Consider the following 20,964-nt stretch of genomic DNA (forward strand, 5'->3'; position numbering starts at 1 on the left):
CAAATCCTTAAAAGGATTAAAAAGCGTTTGTGTCATCAATATTCAGATATATTAAGTTTTACATTTTTCCAAATGTAGCCATAAATTATTGTTTGTTTTGCCTAATTTATATAGAATCAAAAATCTCCAATTTTGGACAGTACCGTAAAACCTTCCCTTAACGGAACTGCTCAACAATGTTGATTATTACGTCCCAGAGTTCTCAGTCCAGCTCTTCCTAAAATAGGTAAGGCGGCAAGGGCGGTTTGGAAAGTAGCAAACTCACTTTTACTGTTCATAAAATTTTCCAAATTCGCAAGTTTCTCTCTAATAACCGATTCTCCAGTTGGTGGCGTGTATGCGGTTTGTCCTTGCATGTTTTTTAAAGCAATACTAGGAGTTGTTCTAATTCCAGTTTTTTTTTAATACTTGGTACAGTTTTGATACACCAGTTTGTTCTTATAACAGGACGATTTTCATTATCTCGCAATCCATTATAAAGCGCTTCTTTATAACTGTTAACTTCATTCGTAGCTGTATTATCAAATTTTTTGTCGGCTACCAAAGATTTATATAAATCGTCATTAGTGGTAATAATGTTTTCTATTTCAGAAACTCGCTTTTGCTTATTGTGGATGAATAGTGTCTAAAAATAAAGTAGGATTAGGTAAATTGGTTAGCATACCGTTAAGTTGTGCTAATGATCTACTGACATCAATAGTCTTAAGTAAAACCTTAGTTGTTTCTAATATAGTTTTAGGAGGCAATAATGTTAAACCAATATAAGGTTTAGTATTATTGAAATCTTTCATTTTTAATAAGGGTAATAATTACTACTTATTAATTTCTGGAACCAGAAGTCGTTGAACAGAAAGGTTGTCTACTAAAACACTGTCTATCTTACTTGGTGGATAGGCTAACAAGGAATCTCTAATCCTTAAGCTTTTCATATATGTACTGTCATTTTTATAATAATCAGTAGCCTCTAAAGCTTTGGTATCGCTGTAATCAAGACAGGAGAAGTAGGGTTGATCGTATTCAAAATTAGTCAACAAGGGGTTTTTCCAACGGCTTAAACTTTTAAACATAGATGCTATCATAGACATTGCGGAAACCCGTACACTTATAGCATTAGTTAGATGCTTAACTACACATCGTCACGAACTAAGGCAAGTAAGAACCATAAAATAGGAGTGTCTAGGCAAGCAAAAATGACAAACTAAATGTGGAGTATGTATACGCATGGAAAATAACTCATGGTTACTTAACTTTATCTAAACGCTGATTTGAGTATATCTCTGTAGGAGCAAAGACTGATTCTTTAGGTGTTGATACAATAAATTAGGTGGTTGCTTTATAATCATGGGGTGGTTTTTATGATGGATAAACGTCACTTGAATTATAGATATTCGGTTAGTAAATAAGGTATACAGTATAACAAGAATGATATAACAAGTGGTAGTTCATTTAAGAAACACCGCAACTCAACTAAAAGAGCCATTTACTCGTTTTATCTTTTTTGATTAATAATATTAACAGACATTTGAGCAGCTAAAGCGAACAAAATGAAATTATTTGTAGCAATATTACTTCTGACTTTCTCTATTGGTTGCAAATCTCAAACCAAACCCAAAAAAGTTGAAATCCCAAAAGCGCAGGAATTAAAACCACTTTTTTATAATCAAGGAGAACAAGAAGATTATTGGGCTCAAGAACTTTTAAAAATGAATACATAAAGCAAACGTTTAAAACCTATTCTGATGAAATTAAAGAAATAGAAAAACCTGAATTAACATTCGACAATAAGTCTTTTCATATTTATGGTGTAAATGGTACACTAAAAGTGTTTTTCCTCAAAGGAATTTTATATCCTCAATTAATAAGTAGCTATACAACCGATCGACGTAAATCGGAAAAAGAACTAGACTCTCTTACTGTTTCGCAAAAATATTTTTATGAATTAACAAGAGGAGCTAATTTAACGATAACAAATTTAGAAGAACTTAAATATCTATCAAACTCACCGAAAATTAGACGATTTCGATTTTGGTTGGGCAGACCAAATTCTGCAAATCTACAAGTCTATCTGTTTGAATTGACTGACGAAACTGCTGATAAAAACACGGAATTAAAGGAATTTATAGAGAATTGTAGACTCATATTTTTTAAAGAAGGCTGGATTATAATTGGAATGCAAAAAAACGATACAAAACAACTTATATCTTTTACATACAGTTAGTTGCTGAGTATAAGTTAAGGCATATTTGCAAGTCTGCCAAATTTTAAATTTGGCCTATTGATAAAAAAGATAATAAGAAAAATTTAAAAATTCGGCTCGCGCTCAACCGAAAAATTTATGATTCGTGATCGCCTATTTTTCATATACTACACGTTGAGAGTCTTTTACGGTCGTTGACCGATTGTAATGACGATAACAAATACTGAAACATTGGAATACTATGATTTACTTTAAATGTAGGTCTAATAGATAATAGGGTTATATCACTGTTATATTTAAGAAGCTTTTTAAAAAGCCATCGCATTTAAAAAGTAAACAGGTATCTTCAGTTGAGAACTTTTTCGAAAAGCTGACAGGACTTCTAAAGAAGTCGGGAAAGTATAAAACGAAAAGGGCGGTTGTATTTTCTATGGTATAAGGTTATAAATATTCTCGATTTAATAACTCGTTTGGAGTCACAATTGCTTTAATTGAATCAATTATCTTTGCAGCCTTAAAAACAATAACAATGCAAGAAGGAATCTACGCAAAATTTGATACTACTAAAGGAGAAATTTTGGTACAATTACATCATGATAAAACGCCTGGAACGGTAGGTAATTTTGTTGCCTTAGCGGAAGGTAACTTAGAGAATAAGGCCAAAGGTCAGGGTACTCCTTATTACAACGGTCTTAAATTTCACAGAGTGATACCAGACTTTATGGTTCAAGGAGGAGATCCACAAGGAACTGGAGCTGGTGGACCTGGTTATAATTTTGACGATGAATTTCATCCAGAATTGCGCCATGATGGCCCAGGAGTGCTGAGTATGGCAAATGCGGGACCAGGAACAAATGGTTCTCAGTTTTTTATTACTCACATCGCAACAGAATGGTTAGATGATAAGCACAGCATTTTTGGTAAAGTAATACAAGGACAGGATGTTGTAGATGCTATCGCTCAAGGTGATGAACTTAAAACAGTGACTATTCTTAGAGAAGGCGAAGCCGCACATGCATTTAACGCTGTGGAAGAATTCCGTCAGTTTGAGGGCGCTGGAAAAATGCGGGAAGACCAATCAAGAAAACAAGCCGATCAAGAAATCGATGATATCGCGATGGGTTTTGATAAAACAGAAAGTGGTTTGCGTTTTAAAATCATCAATCAAGGTGATGGAGTTCCAGCTGAAAAAGGAAAGAAAGTAAGCGTTCATTACAAAGGAATGTTGCCTAACGGTAAAGTATTTGATTCTAGTTATGATCGCAAGGAGCCTATTGATTTTGTGCTAGGTAAGGGACAAGTAATCGCAGGATGGGACGAAGGAGTCGCTTTACTTAAAGTAGGAGATAAGGCCCGTCTTGTTATACCATCACACATCGCTTACGGAAGCGCTGGCGCTGGAGGTGTTATTCCGCCAGACGCAACATTGGTATTTGATGTAGAATTAGTTGCTGTAAAGTAGTACGTACTCAATTATTTATATAAAGCTCTGTTCTTCATTGAACAGGGCTTTCTTTGTTACAAAAGGCATGTGGCATGTGTACATCAAAAATAATTATACTCAAAAGACCTGGATTTTGGAAAGATAGGTGATGAATTACTTCGATGGTTCACTTAAATGGAAGTATATGCCTTGAGTTCGAAGTATAGCAAGTGGCAGTTTTCCTTTTATTACAGACGGTTGAGGGTTATTTCCATAGATATGCACCGTTTATCAAGCATATTAATGTTGCCTTATAGAGCTAAATTAATCGTCTTTCAGCTAATTAGAAATCATTTTGTGGAGAAAATATAACTTTTTAGCAAATTGAATGTATTAAAAAAGAAGTCCCTATTATTCAAATAATATCAATAAGTTAAAGATGTAAAATAAGGCTTAGAACAGAGAAAAAATAGTTTGCCTCATCCAGATTCCATATCATTCATCCCGATTTTCACCTTTTAAATATGAGATGAGTCGGCGGCCATCTATGCGTCTGTTGTTCTCTAATTTCCTCCTTCTTAATACCAGTTGCTTCGCACCTATTTACTATATTTACTACAAAGAAAAAAGCATGAAAGCAGTAGTTATTTTTTGTCGATGGTTTGTTGGTATATTGTTTATTTTTAGTGGCTTAATTAAATTAAATGATCCACTAGGCTTTTCTTACAAACTGGATGAATATTTTAGTGCTGCTGTTTTAGGACTGGAGTTTTTACAGCCTTTTGCGCTCCCCATGGCTATTTTTGTAGTTATTTTTGAAGTGGTTTTAGGGATCATGCTGCTGCTAGGTTTTCAGAAAAAGTTTACCATCTGGTCCATACTGCTCATGATTGTATTCTTTACATTTCTGACTTTTTATTCGGCTTATTTTGATAAAGTAACCGATTGCGGTTGCTTTGGTGATGCTATTCCATTAACACCTTGGCAATCTTTCTATAAAGATATTGTGCTGTTAGTGATGATTCTTATCTTGTTTTTCAATATGGATAACTTAAGTTCCACCTTCACAAAAGCAAAATCATCTCTAATCATTCTCGTAGCGACCATCATTTGTTTTATAATCGCTTATTATGTATTGATGCATTTACCTATCCTTGATTTTAGAGCTTATAAAATAGGAACTGATATGGAAGAAGCCATGAAGGAAGACCCCAACCAGCCAGCAATTTTTGGATACGACTGGTACTACACGGTAGATGGAAACGAAGAAATAGTAACTACAGATGGATTGCCGCCAGAAGGTCGCCCAGCTTATGCTAAAGTAGAAACGCGTATTATTCAAGAAGCGGCACTTCCTAAAATTCACGACTTTTCTATAGAAAAAGACGGTAAAGATTACACTCAAGGAATACTCGAAAAAGAAAAAGTAGCCTTTGTAATGATCTATGACATGACCAAGGCCGAAGATGGCGGTATGGAAAAGCTAGCAGCTTTTGTGACAAGAGCTCAAAAATCTGGTTATGAAGTGATCGGATTGAGTGCAAATAGTAAAGACCAATTACAACCTTTGCTGAAAGCAAATGGGATAGAGATACCATTTTATACCACGGATGGAACCCAATTAAAAACTGCCGTGAGGTCAACACCATCTGTAATGACTATTGAAAACGGAGTGGTGACTAGTAAATCACATTGGAATGATTTTGAGAGCTTGTCTCTATGATAAGCTATGTGCTTAAAAAAATAGGATATGCCGTGCTCACTCTTTACGGAGTGGTGACGGTTATTTTTTTACTGTTTTACCTATTACCTGGAGACCCTGCTCAAATGATGATGGGGCAGAATGAAAGTCAGGAACAACTGGCTAACTTAAAAGCAAAATACGGTCTTGATCAACCTATAGGAACTCAGTATTTGTATTTTCTAAATGATTTGTCTCCTATATCTTTTCACAGCACAAATAATGCTGATTTTACTCATGATGATGGGAAATACACAGCTCTAGATCTTTTTACAATAGGGATAACAAGCACCTATTTGAAATGGCCTTATTTAAGAGAATCTTTCCAGAAAACAGGTAAAAAGGTAAGTTATATTATAGGAGAAACATTGCCTAATACTATGATTCTTGCTCTGGCAGCGATTAGTATCGCACTGGTATTAGGATTGGTTTTAGGAGTTATTTCTGCTTTGTATAAAAACAGTTGGGTGGATCAGATGATTCAGTTGGTCAGTACCATTGGAATGAGCATCCCTAGTTTCTTTAGTGCTATTATTTTCGCGTTTATTTTTGGTTATGTGCTGCAGGAATACACGGGTCTTAAGATGAGTGGTAGTTTATACGAGATGGATGATTATGGAGAAGGAATGCAATTGCAATGGCGCAATTTGATATTGCCATCCATTGTATTGGGAATACGTCCACTTGCGGTCATTTCTCAACTCATGAGAAACAGTTTATTAGAAGTTATGGGGCAAGAATATATTACCACGGCATATGCAAAAGGACTTACTACCTTACAAGTTATCAAAAGACATGCTTTTAAAAATGCATTGAATCCTGTAATTACTGCGGTAAGCGGTTGGTTTGCTAGCTTACTTGCCGGTGCTGTTTTTGTAGAATATATTTTTAATTGGAATGGGATAGGTAAAGAAATTGTAGAAGCATTAAATACTCAAGATTTACCGGTGATCACTGGAGCCGTGCTCGTTATTGCAACGCTATTTATAATCATTAATATTTTGGTGGACTTTATTTATGTGTGGTTGGACCCTCGTGTAAAGTTGGAGTAGTGAAAAAAGACTCTGGAGACTAGATTCAATAGACAAGAGGATTGAAATGAATTTAAACTTTAGTATCAGAAGTAATTTTTGTTGCAATTAGTTAATTATAATTGGATCAAGTATACCTAGTTTTTTATTCTTGAAATTAATTTTAAATCCCAGCGCAAACGTTTTTTAAGATTTTAAACCCAATACCTTAACATTCATTTGCACAACAATAATAAAAAAGGCAATTTTGAATTTATTGCTAAATTTACACGTACCCAAAACAAAAACCATGAGAAAAAACATACTAGCTGGAAACTGGAAAATGAATTGTGACCTTTCACAGACACAAGGATTAATTACCGATTTAAAAACGGGGTTAGTTAAAGATTTCAATTGTGAATTGATGATCGCTCCATCGCATCCATTCTTATACAATGCATTTAATAGCACATCTGACACGCTTATTGAAGTGGTAGCTCAGAATGTTTGTGAAGCTCAAAATGGAGCGTATACGGGAGAGATTTCTGTAGATATGTTAGATAGTATTGGGATCAAAACGGTCATTATAGGTCATTCGGAGCGTAGAGATACTTATGGAGAAACAAATGAATTGCTTGCTGCTAAAACGAAAACGGCTCTTGGAAAAGGAATGCGTGTCATTTTTTGTTGTGGAGAACACCTAGAACAACGCAAAGCAGGCAACTATTTTGAAACGGTAACGGGACAAATTGAAAAAGGACTTTTTGATCTTACCGCAAAGCAAATGGAACAGGTTGTGGTTGCTTATGAACCTGTATGGGCCATCGGTACTGGAGAAACAGCAAGTCCAGAACAAGCACAAGAAATGCACGCACATTTACGTTCTTTTTTAGAAACTAAATTTGGAAAAGAAACGGCAAACAATACCAGTATTCTTTATGGAGGTAGTGTAAAACCTTCAAATGCCTCAGAAATTTTTGCAAAACCAGACGTAGATGGTGGTCTTGTAGGTGGTGCATCACTAGATGCGCAATCGTTCCTTGATATCGCAAATGCATTTTAAAAAACGGTTGTTATTTATATTTCTATAGGCTACACTACCAGTAGTTAGTCAGATGCAGTGCAGTGTCAAAGTAGCAGCAGCAGCAGCAGCGCAAGAACTCTCAAAAAGCCAGGTTGTTTATAATGGTAGTTATTGGAGTATTCCATATTCTAATGGGATGTGCTAAAGCCTTATGGTGTTTGTACGGATTTGGTCATTAGAACCTTTAGAACGATAGGAATAGTTTCCAAAATAAAATCAAAGGATTAAAAACGTCATTTGCTAGTACCTAAAATAGGTGCTGGACAAGTTTTATAAGATTGCCTATTTAACTTTACAATTACAGGACATTACCGCTATGGAAAATAATATCACAGACCAGGTTTATATAGAATACAGTTTTACGATGCAGCCACAGCAACCTTGGAATGATGTGCTTATGGCACAATTAGGAGAAGTTGGTTTTGAGAGTTTTATAGAAACAGAAGAGGGTATTAAAGCTTATGTATTGCAGTCCTTAGATAGTGACGCTATACTTCACAATGTGGCTCTTATGGAAAATGATTTATGTGATATTGCTTTCGCGAAAGCGGAAATACCACCAACAAACTGGAATGCTGAATGGGAGAAAAACTTTGATCCTATTATCGTAAATAATCGCTGTGAAGTTCGTGCGCCCTTTCATAAGTCTAGTGGTGTAGAATTTGAGATCGTGATGGAGCCTAAAATGAGTTTTGGGACAGGTCACCATCAAACAACGCACATGATGATCGAACATTTGTTAGTAGAAAATGTGACAGATCTTGATGTGCTAGATATGGGAAGCGGTACAGGAGTTTTAGGTATTCTTGCTCAAATGCGTGGCGCTGCGACTGTAGATGCAATTGATATCGATACGTGGTGTTATGAAAATGCGATGGAGAATGTAGAGCGTAATAAAACAGATAGAGTAACTGTTATTTTAGGCGGTGCTGAACAACTTGAAGGGAAAACCTATGATGTTATAATTGCAAATATCAATAGAAATATCCTTCTTCAAGATATTCCCGTGTATGCACGTAGTTTAAAAAGTGGTGGTACTATTCTTTTTAGTGGTTTTTATAAAGAAGACTTGGTGCCTATTAAAAATAAGTGTAATGATTGTGGTATTTCTTACGACTCTCATTTAGAAAAAGATAACTGGATCGCAGCAAAAATGATTAAGAAATAACTTTAACGTTAAAGTTGATTTATTCTTAAAGGATTTGTTTTAAATTTATTCAAATGATAATAAACACACAGGAACAAGTACTTCCAGAATTGGAGTTGGAAGTCTTGGAGCAAAAGGAAAATAAGATTGTCCTTTTTAATGATGAAGTAAATACATTTGATCACGTTATAGATATGTTAGTAGCAGCTTGTGATCATACTCCTATACAGGCGGAGCAGTGTTCTTTAATAGTTCACTATAAAGGAAAATGCAATGTAAAAACAGGTGATTATGATGATCTAAAACCACGCTGCACGGCTTTGCTGGAAGCAGGTTTAACAGCTGAAATTCAGTAAGAATATTTTCTTTTGCTATTTGTATTTATTAATGAGTACAACATAAAATGCCGGCAAATTGCAGGCATTTTATGTTTTACAATTGAAGTGTAACGCTAAAAACCGGCCAATTGCTCGAAAAAGGCGCCTATTTTTTTAGAAGCATCGATCAAGTGGATTTCTATAATCCAATGGCGTTTCTTCCCATTAGAATCGGTTTGATTCATTGGGATATGATTTTCTAAATGGATGTAATTAGTCTTCACTTCTGTTTCTAAACTCTCGTGAGGAAATTGACCGATCAAATGACCAGCAATAGGTCCTCCAAATTCCCATCCATAACTCACCGCTAACGCTTTGCAATACTCATACAATTGAGCACCAGTGATAGCAGGGTTATCTATAAAGTACTCATTTGCTATGTGCCATAATTTTTCTGAATCTCTGGCCAATTGCTTTTTATAAGAATCGTTTCCTATCACATAAGTTCTCCCGTAGTCAGCTTCCCATTCTTCTAGGATAGGACCGAAATCTATAAAAAGGATGTCATCTTCTTTAACTACTAAGTCAGGTGGGTTTTCATTATAGGGATGCAATGTGTTTTCTCCAGCACGCACAATACGCTTGTGCCAGTACTTTTTGATCTGTAGCAACTCATCAGCCAAAAGGAAAATAGCTGTGTTGATTTGTTTTTCTGTTTTTCCAGCTTTGACCAGTTGTCTTGCTTCAATTTCTTGAAATAATAAGGCTGCTTTTTGTTCTGCTTTTTGAAGTTCTAATAAGGTAGTCGTCATGTAGTAAAAATAGTATTCAGGAAGGAATTGACCATATGTTTTTGTGTTAATATGCCAGTTATCACAAGAAAATAAATATTATTTATTAAACTTTTGTTTATTTACATCATTGTAATTAAGCTTATTACTCTAAAAATTAAAGAATTAGTCATGCTTCTAATAAAATTTAGTTATTTTCCTACAAAATTAAGCAATCATGAAAAAACTTTTATTTTTACTAGCTTTGCTGTTAACCACAGTAGTCACAGCTCAAGTTACTGCAGGTCCAGTTCCAGATTATATTGTTTGTGATGATGTCTCAAATGATGGAATAGAACTTTTTGATTTAACATTTTGGGACGTGACAGCCTTAGGAAACCAAAATCCAGCTACGTATACGGTTGCTTATTTTTCTTCTCAGTTTGACGCTGTAAATAATTTAAACCCATTATCTCCAGCAAACTATTCAAATAGTACTAATCCACAATTAATCTTCATACGTGTCAATGATACTACTACCGGAAGTTTTAACATTACCACAGGTAATTTAATCATTGAAGCCTTACCAATAGTTAATAGTCTACAAAGCTTTACTTATTGTGGTGCAATTACTGCAACTGGTGAAGTTCAAGTAGATCTATTTGATATAGAACCTTTTCTTTCAAATGGACAGAATAATTTGCTTTTCACCTACTTTCTAAGTCAGCAAGATGCAGACACTAATTCTAATCCACTTTCTACTACATTCATATCCCAAGCAAATATTCCTGTAGATTTATTTATAAGAGTTCAGACTTCAACTAATTGTTTTGAAGTAATTAATGTATTTGTAACTTTAACAAACTGTAATCAGGCCTCGCAATTAGTGGAATTAGAATCCTGCATTGACCCGGTTAATAATAACGCATGTTTTGATATGAATATCAATACACTAGCAGCATTAGGAACTAATTCTATAAATACACACTCTGTTAGCTATCACGCCACACAAGTAGATGCCGATACTAATAATAATATCCTTCCTGTTACCTACTGTACTTCTTCTAATCAACAAATTTTTGTCAGAGTGGAAGAAATAGCAACTGGAAACACAGATACGACCCAATCGTTTCAATTAATAGTTAATGCTAGTCCAGATATTTACACATTCAATCCTTTGAGCGGTTGTGATGATGATGGAGACGGTCGTATTGAATATGATGGGAATAGTGTTTTAAATGACATATTTAGCACATCGAGTTTAAATAATAATTTTCAGGTCGTTTATTACCTTACTCAGGCAGATGCCATGAATCAAGTGAATCCATTAGGAGTTTATTTTAATTTTATTGTTGATACTGGAACTACCCAAGTTTTTGTTAGGACAGAATTTTTTCCAAGCTCTTGCTCTAGCATATCTCCTGTGCAATTAGTGGAGGTAACAAGCTGTTTCACTGCAGGTAACCCAAATGAATTGATAGGTTGCTTACAAACTCCTAATACAGTGGCCTGTTTTGATCTTACTCAAAACGATGCTGTAATTATGGATACTAATAACCCTACTGATTTTACAGTAAGTTATCATACCAGCAGTGCAGATGCCAACGCCGGGACTAACTCTATTGCAAATGCAACCAACTATTGTACAGGATCTAATGCTGTTATTTATGCACGACTAGAAGAAAATACAACTGGTGGTTATCAACTGGCTTCATTTGATCTTATTACCCAAGCTGTATTATTTGATTTTACTACACTTACAGATATTAGTGATTGTGACGACGATCTAGATGGAACTGTTGTTTTTGATTTGACAGATTTTGAGGGTCAATTAATTTCGACAAATACTTTTACTTATTTCACAACTTTACAAGATGCTCAGAGTGGCATAAATGCCATTCAAAATCCATCTATTTACGATGTCTCCATCTTAAACGGATCACAACAAATATTTCTGGTAGAGGCAATTCCTAATAACTGTAACGTCATTTATTCAGGTGCAATAAGACCTCAAGGAAATTGTAATAATGCTTATGATTGTTCCAATGCTCAATCACTTTGCGAACGCATAGGACAACCTTTTATAAATGTGTTTGATGGTTCAAATGCAGAGCCAGGTAATTATTATCCTTTTTCTTCAACTACTGGACCTAGAAATCCAACTTGGTTCTATATACCTGTAGAGACTGCAGGAGATTTAACTTTAGAAGTTTATCAAAATTCACTGCCTAATTTTATGGGTCAAGACCTTGATATAGACTTTGCGGTTTATGGTCCTTTCACAAACCCTACTGCGCAATGTGGTAGTCTTACTCAAGCCGACTATGTAGATCATAGTTTTTCAGTTGTTATGCCTGAAATCGCTCAAATTTCTAATGCTCAAGCTGGTGAATATTATTTGATTCTTACTTCAAACTTTTCAAACCAACAAGGTTTCTTAAAAGTAGAATTAGGAGCAGGAAGCACGGCAACGGTAAACTGTGATGGAATTAGAATGGCTTCTTATCTAGATGTCAACCTAAATGGTTTAGTAGATGCCGCAGACCAGAGTTTCCCTCTTGGAGTATTTGAATGGGAAAGAAATAGCAGTGGTAACCTGATGCAAATAACCACACCATTAGCGAGTTATAATATTTATGATACAGATCCAACTAACTCATATGACCTAGGCTTTGATGTTCTACCAGCTTATGCAGCAAATTATAGTGTTGCACCTGCAACGCATCCAGGAGTTACTATTCCTAATGGTAGTGGTATTGTAAGCAAAGACTTTTTAGTAACTCCAGTGTCAAGTTATGAAGATGTTGTGGTTTACATAGTGCCTCAAGAGCAACCGAGACCAGGTTTTACTTATACAGAAACAGTTTATTATACTAATTTAGGAACAAGTCCTGTATCGCTAGGTCAAGTCACTTTTGATTATGATCCTACTGTGAGTGTTGTAAGCGTATCAGATCCTAGTGCTACTATTACAACTGCTTCAGTTAGTCTAGGTTATGCAAATTTGAATCCGTTTGAGTTAAGATCTTTTGATGTTGAAATGCAAATTCCTACTATACCCACCGTGAATTTGGGAGATCTGTTAACTAATGTTGCCGCAATTTCACCAGGTACAAATGATCTCACACCTTCAAATAATACCAGTACATCTTCCCAAATAATCATAGGTAGTTACGACCCTAATGATAAAATGGAATCTAGAGGAAAATTTATTAACCCAGTAGAATTTGGTCCTAACGACTACCTCTATTATACGGTTAGATTTGAAAACACAGGAACGGCAAGCGCCATAAATGTACGGATAGAAGATGCGATTGATTCTCAACTGGACTGTAACAGCATAGAAATGATAGATGCGAGTCATGACTATGTGATGGAGCGTATGGAAGGACAAGTAGTGTGGAGATTTGATAATATCATGCTGCCAGATGCTACAACAGATCCAGTAGGTGCTAATGGGCATGTATATTTTAAAATCAAGCCCTTAGCATTTTCAGAAGGTACTGTCATTCCCAATACGGCCGAAATCTATTTTGATTTCAACCCTGCGATTATTACCAATACGTTTACGAGCACCTTCCGCACGCCATTGAGTAATCCAGATGTAGAAGAAACAGTATTCAGTTTAACACCCAATCCGGCAAGCAATAAAATCACCGTTAATTTTAATAATGTCATGCAAGAAGCAAGTTTAACTCTGTACGATCTTAGAGGACGCGTTACCCTTTTGCAAAAGCTGACTCAAAACCAACTTCAAATAGATATTTCTGAATTGAAACAAGGCGTCTATCTCGCTAAATTTGTTAATGGAGACCAGACCTATACTTCCAAGCTGATCAAAAAATAAAATCATACCTATTCTACTTCAAAACCTCAGGGGATGCTGAGGTTTTTTTTATGACATCTATTTTATGGTCTATTTGAGGTGCTTTAAAAAGCAAAATTATTGTTAATTAAAACTAATGTTATTACAGGTTAATAGTATTACTATTATATTCGTTCCTCAATAACGTTATATGCAAACACTTCTTAAAAATCTCAAGGTTGAAATCAACGATAAGTTATTTGTCAAAAACCCAGAAAGTTCTGATTTAGGCAAGCGCATTATTAGTTGCAGTATAGAGATGATTTATGAACTGGGCTTTGAGCAATTTACATTTAAAAAATTAGGAGTTATCCTTAAATCAAATGAGAGTTCTATTTATCGGTATTTTGAAAATAAGCACAAACTCTTGTTGTATCTTACCTCTTGGTACTGGAGTTGGTTAGAGTATCAGCTTGTTCTTCAGACCCTAACCATTTTATCGCCGAAAGAAAAATTAGTTAGAGCGACAGAGATTTTAACTCAAGAAGTTTCACCAGATTCTAATTTTAGCCATATTAATGAGGTGCTTTTGAATAAGATTGTTGTTTCAGAATACTCTAAATCTTATTTAACAAAAGAAGTAGATGCAGAAAATAAAGAAGGATATTTTGCCATATACAAACGTCTAGTTTTACGTCTTAAAGAAATGATTGTTGCTGTAAACCCTAATTACCTGTATCCTTCATCGTTGAGCAGCATGGTTATAGAAGGTTCTTTGCATCAGCATTTTTTAAAGGATCATTTTACAGCAATTACAGATTGTAACAAAATAACAACACCTACCTCCTACTTTTTAGATTTAATAGATCAACTTATCATATCAGATGGAAAAAAATAAAAATATACTCACCGCGTGGCAGCGTCTTATACGTATGTTAGAGGTAGATAAAAAAGACATTAGGCAGATTTTTTATTATGCCATTTTTGCTGGCTTAGTTGGTCTTTCTTTGCCTTTAGGTATTCAAGCTATTATTAATTTAATAATAGGAGCTCAAATCAGCACTTCATGGATTCTACTCGTTGTTTTAGTAACCTTAGGTGTTGCATTTGGCGGTGTTTTGCAAATTATGCAAATTAGAATTACCGAGAATATCCAGCAGAAGATATTTATACGTTCTTCTTTTGATTTTGCCTTTAGGCTTCCTAAGATAAAAATGAGCGAGTTGCAAGGCACGTATCCACCAGAGTTAGCAAATCGCTTTTTTGATACTTTAGCAATTCAAAAGAGTCTTTCTAAGTTGTTAGTAGATTACCCCACAGCATTATTGCAAATTATATTTGGATTGATATTGCTCTCCTTTTATCATCCGTTCTTTATTGTTTACGGAGTTTTGCTTGTAGGGTTGGCCTTTGTATTATTTAAATACACCGCAGAAAGAGGTTTGAGTACCAGTTTGATGGAGTCAAAAAGCAAATATAAAGTAGCACATTGGTTGCAAGAAATTGCAAGATCACTAGTTAGTTTCAAGCTTTCCGGTGGTAGTAATCACGCGGTAGAAAAGAATGATGAACTGGTTTCTGGTTATCTTAAATATAGAGAACAGCATTTTAGAGTTTTGATTATACAGGCATCACAGTTTATCGGTTTCAAGGTCCTTATTACAGCAGGATTACTTTTGATAGGAGGTTTGCTAGTTCTAAGTCAAGAAATGAATATAGGACAGTTTGTTGCCGCAGAGCTGATCATTTTAATCATTATTGGGGCAGTGGAGAAAATCATTTCTGGATTGGAATCTTTTTATGATATGCTTACATCACTTGAAAAATTAGCTCAAGTGGTTGATAAGGAATTAGAGCCGCAATCCGGAGAGCACCCGTTTAAGAAGGAGCAAAATTTTAGTGTAGAACTCGATCAGGTTACCTATAGTGTGCCGGATAGAACGAGACCCATAATCGATGACATATCTTTGAAAATATCTGAAACTTGCACGATACTCATTAATGGTACTAACGGTAGTGGAAAAGCTACTTTATTGCGACTTATAGCTGGTATTATAGAACCTACTCAAGGCAGTATTTACGTAAACAACTCAAACCTGCGTGGTCTTGATCTTAATTATTACAGAGCAAATTTAGGACAGTCGTTAACAGAAGAGAGTCCCTTTGAAGGAACTCTTAGGAATAACATCACCTTTGGAGACAAAAGTGTTACAGATGAACGCATTTACTGGGCACTAGAAAAGGTAGGTTTAATCACTTTTCTTAAAAAATTACCTCAAGGACTAGAGACAGTTATTTTCCCAGAAGGCAAAGAGTTGAGTTATACGGTAGGAAAAAAAATTATTCTAGCGCGCAGTATCGTTAGAAATCCTAAGATGCTTATTCTTAAAGATCCCTTAGATCAATTTGAAGAAGAAGAAGCCATAAGAATTATGGGGTTCCTTACAGATGCCTCTAACGGCTGGTCTCTTGTTGTTGTCAGTCAGAATCAAGAATGGAGAAAACGTTGCGGTAGATTGATAACGCTGCACAATGGTAAATTAATTTTAGATCAATAATTATGCTTAATATTTCTCAAAATGAACTTAAGGAGCCGTTGGATTTAGATAAATTCAACTCCAGCAAGAAAGTGATGAAACGCCGGCATTTCAAATATTTCAATAGATTTTTAGGAGGTTTTGCCATCTTTGCTATCGTATTGATGTTTCTTCCTTGGACTCAAAATATAAGTGGTAACGGTTTTGTAACTACATTAACTCCAGATCAAAGACCACTTACTTTACAATCGCCTATAGCAGGCCGTATTGTAGAATGGTATGTAAGAGAAGGTGACCGAGTAAAGAAAGGGGATACGGTATTAAAAATTAGTGAGGTAAAAAGTGAGTATATGGATCCTAATTTAGTGGAACGTACACAGCAACAAATCGATGCAAAGAAAGCTAGCGTGCAGTCTTATTTAGAAAAAATTAAAACCCTTGATGGACAGATAGAGGCAATGTCTCGTGAAAGAGAACTTAAATTAGATCAAGGACGAAATCAGCTCCTTCAAGCTCAAATGAAAATTATTCAGGATAGTACCGCATTAATCGCTGTAAAAAATGATGAGAGAATTGCTCAAAAGCAATTAGAGCGAGAGCAATTGCTAGAAATAGACGGTATCAAATCTCCTGTCGAGGTAGAAGATAAAGACCTCAAAGCGAGAACCACAAAAGCCAAAACTATTGCTCAAGAGCAAAAGTTACTGCAAAGTGAAAATGCTCTGTTGAACGTAGAAATTGAATTGAATAGGATTAGACAAGAGTTTGCCGACAAAATTCAAAAAGCACGTGGTGATCAGTTCACGGCAGAATCAAACCAATTAGGAACTGAGGCTGAGGTAAGCAAACTAGAAACAGATCGGACTAATTATCAAATCAGAAACGACCTTTATTTTGTAACAGCTCCACAAGATGGATTTATCAACAAGGCAATAAAAACAGGAATAGGAGAAACTTTTAAGGACGGTGAGCCTCTTATAAATATGATGCCTATCAATTATGATCTAGCAGTGGAGACTTTTGTAGAACCTATAGACTTGCCCTTGATACATTATGGGGAGAAGGTGCGTGTGCAATTTGATGGATGGCCAGCGATTATTTTCTCTGGATGGCCTAATGCCTCTTATGGAACTTATGGCGCAAAAGTTATTGCCGTAGAGACATTTATTACAGAAGGTAAGGGTAAATACAGAATTTTACTAGCTCCAGATGAAGAAGACAATACCTGGCCAGAAGCTTTGCGTCCAGGTTCTGGTGCACGTACGATCGCTTTACTAGAAGATGTGCCTATTTGGTACGAATTATGGCGTAGACTTAACGGTTTTCCAGCTAATTATTACATTCCAGAAACTACTAAAAAAGAGGCGAATGAGAAGTAGTAAAACCTTTTCATGTGGGCTTATATTCTTATTGCTATTGGTTTCTACGCGTCTGATAGCCGTTCCGCTTTCGCGAAAGCAAAACCAACAACAAGCTCTTCAAACTCTATCTCAGGACACGACGGTTATGGGTCTTAGAGAATTTTTAGGGTATGTAAAAAAACACCATCCAGTAGTAAAGCAAGCTGGACTTGTAATAGAGCAAGGACAGGCACAATTACTGAAGGCTCGTGGAGGCTTTGATCCTAAAATCGAGGTAGATTACGACCGCAAGGATTTTAAGGGAACAGAATATTATGATGAATTGCGAGGTGCTTTTAAGATTCCTACTTGGTATGGAGTAGAATTCAGAGCAGGAGCAGAGCGCAATGAAGGTGCCTTTTTAAATCCATCACTTACTGTTCCAGAAGAGGGGTTGTACAGTGCTGGGGCAAGTTTGCAATTAGGTCAAGGATTGTGGATCAATGAGCGTATGGCGACTTTGAGAAAAGCAAAATTATTTAGAAAGCAAACTCAATCAGAAAGAGATTTACTAGTTAACGCAGTATTATTTGATGCTACTCAGGTGTATTTTGAATGGTGGCAAGCGGCTCAAGAAAGAGAACTCTTTCAAGGTATCTTAAGAAATGCGCAGATACGGCTTGATGGTATCAAGCGCAGTGTAGAAGCCGGAGACAAAGCTGTAATAGATGCTGTGGAGTCCCGTATTGCGGTAAAGAATAGACTCTTGGGTTTTGAACAAGCAAAAATAGATTTTATTAAAAAAAGATTAGAGCTCTCTAATTTTTTATGGATTGATGACGTGCCAGTAGAGTTGCAAGAAACAGTTATTCCAGAAAAAGCCCTCCTATCACAAATTGATGCCGCTTTAGAAATAATGGGGCAGTCTTTAGATCTATTTACAGTAGATAATCACCCTAAGATTCTTGCTATGCGGCTTAAAATGGACCAGCTAGATGTAGAACGTCAGCTCAAGGAGAATAAGTTATTACCAGTAATAGAGGCTAGCTATGATGCTGTTTCATCACAATGGGATGATGGAAACTCTTACCAATTAAGTGATTATAAAGCGGGTATTTCTTTTTCCATGCCTTTATTTTTAAGGAAGGAACGTGGTGATTTAAAGTTAGCACAAATCAAATTGCAAGATGCAAAGTATGATGTTCTTGCCACATCACTCGCCATAGAAAATAAGGTCAGAGCTATCTTTAGTGAGATCGATTCTTATCTCGTCCAGAATGATATTACTCTGGAAATTGTACAAGACTCTCAACTCATGCTCATCGCTGAAGAGCGCAAGTTTGAATTAGGTGATAGTTCTATCTTCTTGATCAACTCTAGAGAGACTAAACTTATTGAGTCCAGTCTTAAAAGACTGGAAGTAGGGGTGAAACTACTGAATTCTAAAGCGCGACTTTTTAATAGTCTGGCACTTGTGCCACAGAATCTGTAGTTTATTTTGTGAATAGAGTAATATTACCCCCTTGTTTGATTTTAAAAGAGGATTTATCTTCATGGAAAATAAGTACGATTCCTGCAGGATCAAATTTAAATTTGTGATCCTTATAACTATCTAATGGAAAGGCACCTTGACCAGTAGCTTGTCCTGTAAGTTTGCCATTATCTACAGCTATAGTAATGTCCATGTTTATAGCTTCGTTTTTATAAATCCCAGTATAGGTTTCTAGTTCTTCAATACGGTATTCTTTTGCAGTAAACCTGATGATTTCAATAGGCTCGTTGTAAAGAAGCTTGCGACTATTCAAAACAGGATTCCCCGTGGTCCTTAAAGATGTGTTTTGAAGGAAAATAAAGGTCTTATCGTTAGCTACATGTCTTTCTATATAGGTCAAGTATCCAGCCCAAGCACCAGAATGTCCTATGGTCCGTCCATAGGATGGATGGTCTTTTAATTGCCAGCCGAAACCATAGTTAGTCAGCGTACCGTCTTTCAAGGTATGTGGTGTAAATATTTTTTCTATCTCTCTTTTTGGAAGTAGCTGATTTGTATATAAAGCCCGATCCCAAAGAAATAAATCGGCTACCGTAGAATTTACCATCCCGTCGCCTATAATACCATCTAGGAAATAGGCCACTTGATCTGTTCCATAAGTATCAATAGGAGTTGGGTTCCCATCAGTTCCATCTACGTGCCCTTTGGTTAGGTTAGGAATATCTTTAGGAGCAAATCGAGGTCTATTCACTAGGGTAGATGTCATTTTCAAAGGTTCAAAAATGTAATTTTTTAAATACGCCTCATAGCTCTTCCCTGACACTTTTTCTATGACGCTCGCCAGTAATAAATAGCCGGTGTTAGAATATTCATACTGTGTATCAGTTTCAAATAGTAACGCAGGCTTTATTGAAGCGAGCATTTCAATCACATCTCTGTTGGTAGCTATTTTTGAATGATCCCAGTGTTCATTCATTACATCCATATAATCAGGTAATCCAGAGGTATGCGTCAGGAGATTTTCTATAGAAATTGATGGATAGAAGGAAAGTTCAGGGATAAACTTAGAGATCGGATCTTTATAATCGATTTTTTTTTGATTCTTTAAGAGTGCGATTCCCATGGCGGTAAATTGCTTAGAGACAGAAGCAAGGTCAAAAACAGACTCCGTTGTAAGTGGAATGTCTTTGATAAAGTCAGCTTTGCCATAAGCCTTTTTATGAATGACTTGACCATTTTCAGCAAAAAGCACTACACCATTGAATTCTTTATTTTGATTCATGGCAGTAAAAAGGCTATCTATTCGATTTGCTTTTTCTTTTTGAGCAATTGCTGTGATCGAACATAGTAAAATGAGAACGGAAAGGACTTTTTTCATGATATTTTATGGTTAAATGAACCTAGCTAAAAACGGTAAAATTACAAAAGCACGAATCCCGAATATTGAAAAACAATAGGGCCAGTCTTTTTCTCCTTTTTAACGCTGCTTATAATAATAAAAATGAAACTTAATACAAGTAAAATTGTCGAGACGCTGACTAGGTACTCCACAGTTGGTACTCTGTTATTTTCTGTTTTGAACAGGTCAACATAACTTATCCTTACATAAAAGGAGCTGCTATTCACGATCACAATCCAAATCATAAAATAGAAGGATCATTTTTTATAATTTATACGACTCCTTTTAGCAGGTAGTTTTTTAATCCTGATTAATTAAGGTGATTATAAAAAAGTGACTGAACTATAATTAGTTACTTCAAGCTTTTCTTCTCCTTAAGGTATTCTTTGGTACTCTCGCTGGTAAGCCTTTCTATTTCGTCTAGCTCTTCTTTGGTTAGGTCTCTATAAGTTCCATGAGGCACATCTAAAGAAACGTTCATAATACGTATGCGTTTTAATTTAGTTACTCGGTAATCTAAGTATTCACACATGCGACGTATCTGTCTGTTCAGTCCCTGGGTGAGTACAATTCGGAATGTTTTACGTCCTATTTGCTCTACTTCACATTCTTTAGTGACGGTATCTAGAATAGGTATTCCTGAGCGCATTTTTTGCAAAAAAGACTCCGTGACACTGTGATCCACAGTAACTATATATTCTT

At 35.7% G+C, this 20,964-nt stretch carries 18 protein-coding genes and 1 pseudogene; 13 read left to right on the forward strand and 6 right to left on the reverse strand.

All coding sequences use genetic code 11. From position 1 onward, the window contains the following. Positions 1 to 361 precede the first annotated feature (361 nt). The 3 genes from ACJAT0_RS08360 to ACJAT0_RS08370 form a co-directional block, all read right to left on the reverse strand. Positions 362 to 544, reverse strand: coding sequence for a hypothetical protein (locus tag ACJAT0_RS08360; protein WP_415181303.1), 183 nt, complete (start codon positions 542 to 544; stop codon positions 362 to 364). A gap of 61 nt (positions 545 to 605) precedes the next feature. Then, positions 606 to 791 (reverse strand): hypothetical protein, encoded by a 186-nt coding sequence (locus tag ACJAT0_RS08365; protein WP_415181304.1) that lies wholly within the window; start codon positions 789 to 791, stop codon positions 606 to 608. Between the two features lie 21 nt (positions 792 to 812). After that, positions 813 to 1,067: a hypothetical protein gene (locus tag ACJAT0_RS08370; protein ID WP_415181305.1), complete on the reverse strand. Its 255-nt coding sequence runs from the start codon at positions 1,065 to 1,067 to the stop codon at positions 813 to 815. A gap of 477 nt (positions 1,068 to 1,544) precedes the next feature. On the opposite strand from ACJAT0_RS08370, the gene ACJAT0_RS08375 reads away from it, so the two are divergent. The 8 genes from ACJAT0_RS08375 to ACJAT0_RS08410 all read left to right on the forward strand — a co-directional run bounded on the left by ACJAT0_RS08375 (position 1,545) and on the right by ACJAT0_RS08410 (position 8,958). Then, a complete protein-coding gene (locus ACJAT0_RS08375) occupies positions 1,545 to 1,715 on the forward strand; it encodes a hypothetical protein (RefSeq protein WP_374003504.1) in 171 nt (56 codons plus the stop codon). Next, a complete protein-coding gene (locus ACJAT0_RS08380) occupies positions 1,682 to 2,218 on the forward strand; it encodes a hypothetical protein (protein ID WP_415181306.1) in 537 nt (178 codons plus the stop codon). Before ACJAT0_RS08375 ends, ACJAT0_RS08380 begins: the two co-directional genes overlap by 34 nt. A gap of 508 nt (positions 2,219 to 2,726) precedes the next feature. Next, positions 2,727 to 3,659: a peptidylprolyl isomerase gene (locus ACJAT0_RS08385; protein ID WP_415181307.1), complete on the forward strand. Its 933-nt coding sequence runs from the start codon at positions 2,727 to 2,729 to the stop codon at positions 3,657 to 3,659. A gap of 592 nt (positions 3,660 to 4,251) precedes the next feature. Further along, positions 4,252 to 5,343 carry a BT_3928 family protein gene (locus ACJAT0_RS08390; RefSeq protein WP_415181308.1) on the forward strand — a complete coding sequence of 364 codons (1,092 nt, stop codon included), beginning with the start codon at positions 4,252 to 4,254 and terminating at the stop codon, positions 5,341 to 5,343. Next, positions 5,340 to 6,413, forward strand: coding sequence for an ABC transporter permease (locus ACJAT0_RS08395; protein WP_415181309.1), 1,074 nt, complete (start codon positions 5,340 to 5,342; stop codon positions 6,411 to 6,413). The genes ACJAT0_RS08390 and ACJAT0_RS08395 overlap by 4 nt, the downstream gene beginning before the upstream one ends. A 268-nt stretch (positions 6,414 to 6,681) precedes the next feature. Beyond that, the gene (gene tpiA / locus ACJAT0_RS08400; RefSeq protein ID WP_415181310.1) at positions 6,682 to 7,434 is read left to right on the forward strand and encodes a triose-phosphate isomerase; all 753 of its coding nucleotides are present in this window, start codon (positions 6,682 to 6,684) and stop codon (positions 7,432 to 7,434) included. A gap of 337 nt (positions 7,435 to 7,771) precedes the next feature. Beyond that, positions 7,772 to 8,623, forward strand: coding sequence for a 50S ribosomal protein L11 methyltransferase (prmA, locus tag ACJAT0_RS08405; protein WP_415181311.1), 852 nt, complete (start codon positions 7,772 to 7,774; stop codon positions 8,621 to 8,623). Positions 8,624 to 8,676: 53 nt separating this feature from the next. Beyond that, complete coding sequence (locus tag ACJAT0_RS08410; protein WP_415181312.1) at positions 8,677 to 8,958, forward strand: ATP-dependent Clp protease adaptor ClpS; 282 nt, start codon at positions 8,677 to 8,679, stop codon at positions 8,956 to 8,958. Between the two features lie 95 nt (positions 8,959 to 9,053). Here ACJAT0_RS08410 and ACJAT0_RS08415 read toward each other — a convergent pair whose 3' ends face one another. Beyond that, positions 9,054 to 9,731 (reverse strand): M24 family metallopeptidase, encoded by a 678-nt coding sequence (locus tag ACJAT0_RS08415; protein WP_374003497.1) that lies wholly within the window; start codon positions 9,729 to 9,731, stop codon positions 9,054 to 9,056. Between the two features lie 196 nt (positions 9,732 to 9,927). On the opposite strand from ACJAT0_RS08415, the gene ACJAT0_RS08420 reads away from it, so the two are divergent. The 5 genes from ACJAT0_RS08420 (at position 9,928) to ACJAT0_RS08440 (ending at position 18,863) form a co-directional block, all read left to right on the forward strand. Continuing rightward, positions 9,928 to 13,536 carry a T9SS type A sorting domain-containing protein gene (locus tag ACJAT0_RS08420; protein ID WP_415181313.1) on the forward strand — a complete coding sequence of 1,203 codons (3,609 nt, stop codon included), beginning with the start codon at positions 9,928 to 9,930 and terminating at the stop codon, positions 13,534 to 13,536. A gap of 169 nt (positions 13,537 to 13,705) precedes the next feature. Next, entirely contained in the window at positions 13,706 to 14,392 is a 687-nt protein-coding gene (locus ACJAT0_RS08425; protein WP_374003495.1) for a TetR/AcrR family transcriptional regulator, read from the forward strand. Further along, on the forward strand, positions 14,379 to 16,052 hold the full coding sequence (locus ACJAT0_RS08430; protein WP_415181314.1) for a peptidase domain-containing ABC transporter: 1,674 nt from the start codon (positions 14,379 to 14,381) through the stop codon (positions 16,050 to 16,052). Before ACJAT0_RS08425 ends, ACJAT0_RS08430 begins: the two co-directional genes overlap by 14 nt. Before the next feature lie 2 nt (positions 16,053 to 16,054). Further along, entirely contained in the window at positions 16,055 to 17,410 is a 1,356-nt protein-coding gene (locus ACJAT0_RS08435) for an HlyD family secretion protein (protein WP_415181315.1), read from the forward strand. Further along, complete coding sequence (locus tag ACJAT0_RS08440) at positions 17,400 to 18,863, forward strand: TolC family protein (protein ID WP_415181316.1); 1,464 nt, start codon at positions 17,400 to 17,402, stop codon at positions 18,861 to 18,863. Before ACJAT0_RS08435 ends, ACJAT0_RS08440 begins: the two co-directional genes overlap by 11 nt. Position 18,864: 1 nt before the next feature. On the opposite strand, the gene ACJAT0_RS08445 is transcribed toward ACJAT0_RS08440, so the two are convergent. Then, positions 18,865 to 20,241 (reverse strand): serine hydrolase domain-containing protein, encoded by a 1,377-nt coding sequence (locus ACJAT0_RS08445; RefSeq protein ID WP_415181317.1) that lies wholly within the window; start codon positions 20,239 to 20,241, stop codon positions 18,865 to 18,867. Positions 20,242 to 20,614: 373 nt separating this feature from the next. Next, positions 20,615 to 20,964, reverse strand: a pseudogene (locus ACJAT0_RS08450) (23S rRNA pseudouridine synthase F); the annotation flags it as partial.

Source organism: Nonlabens sp. (assembly GCF_047636915.1).
Classification (GTDB): domain Bacteria; phylum Bacteroidota; class Bacteroidia; order Flavobacteriales; family Flavobacteriaceae; genus Nonlabens.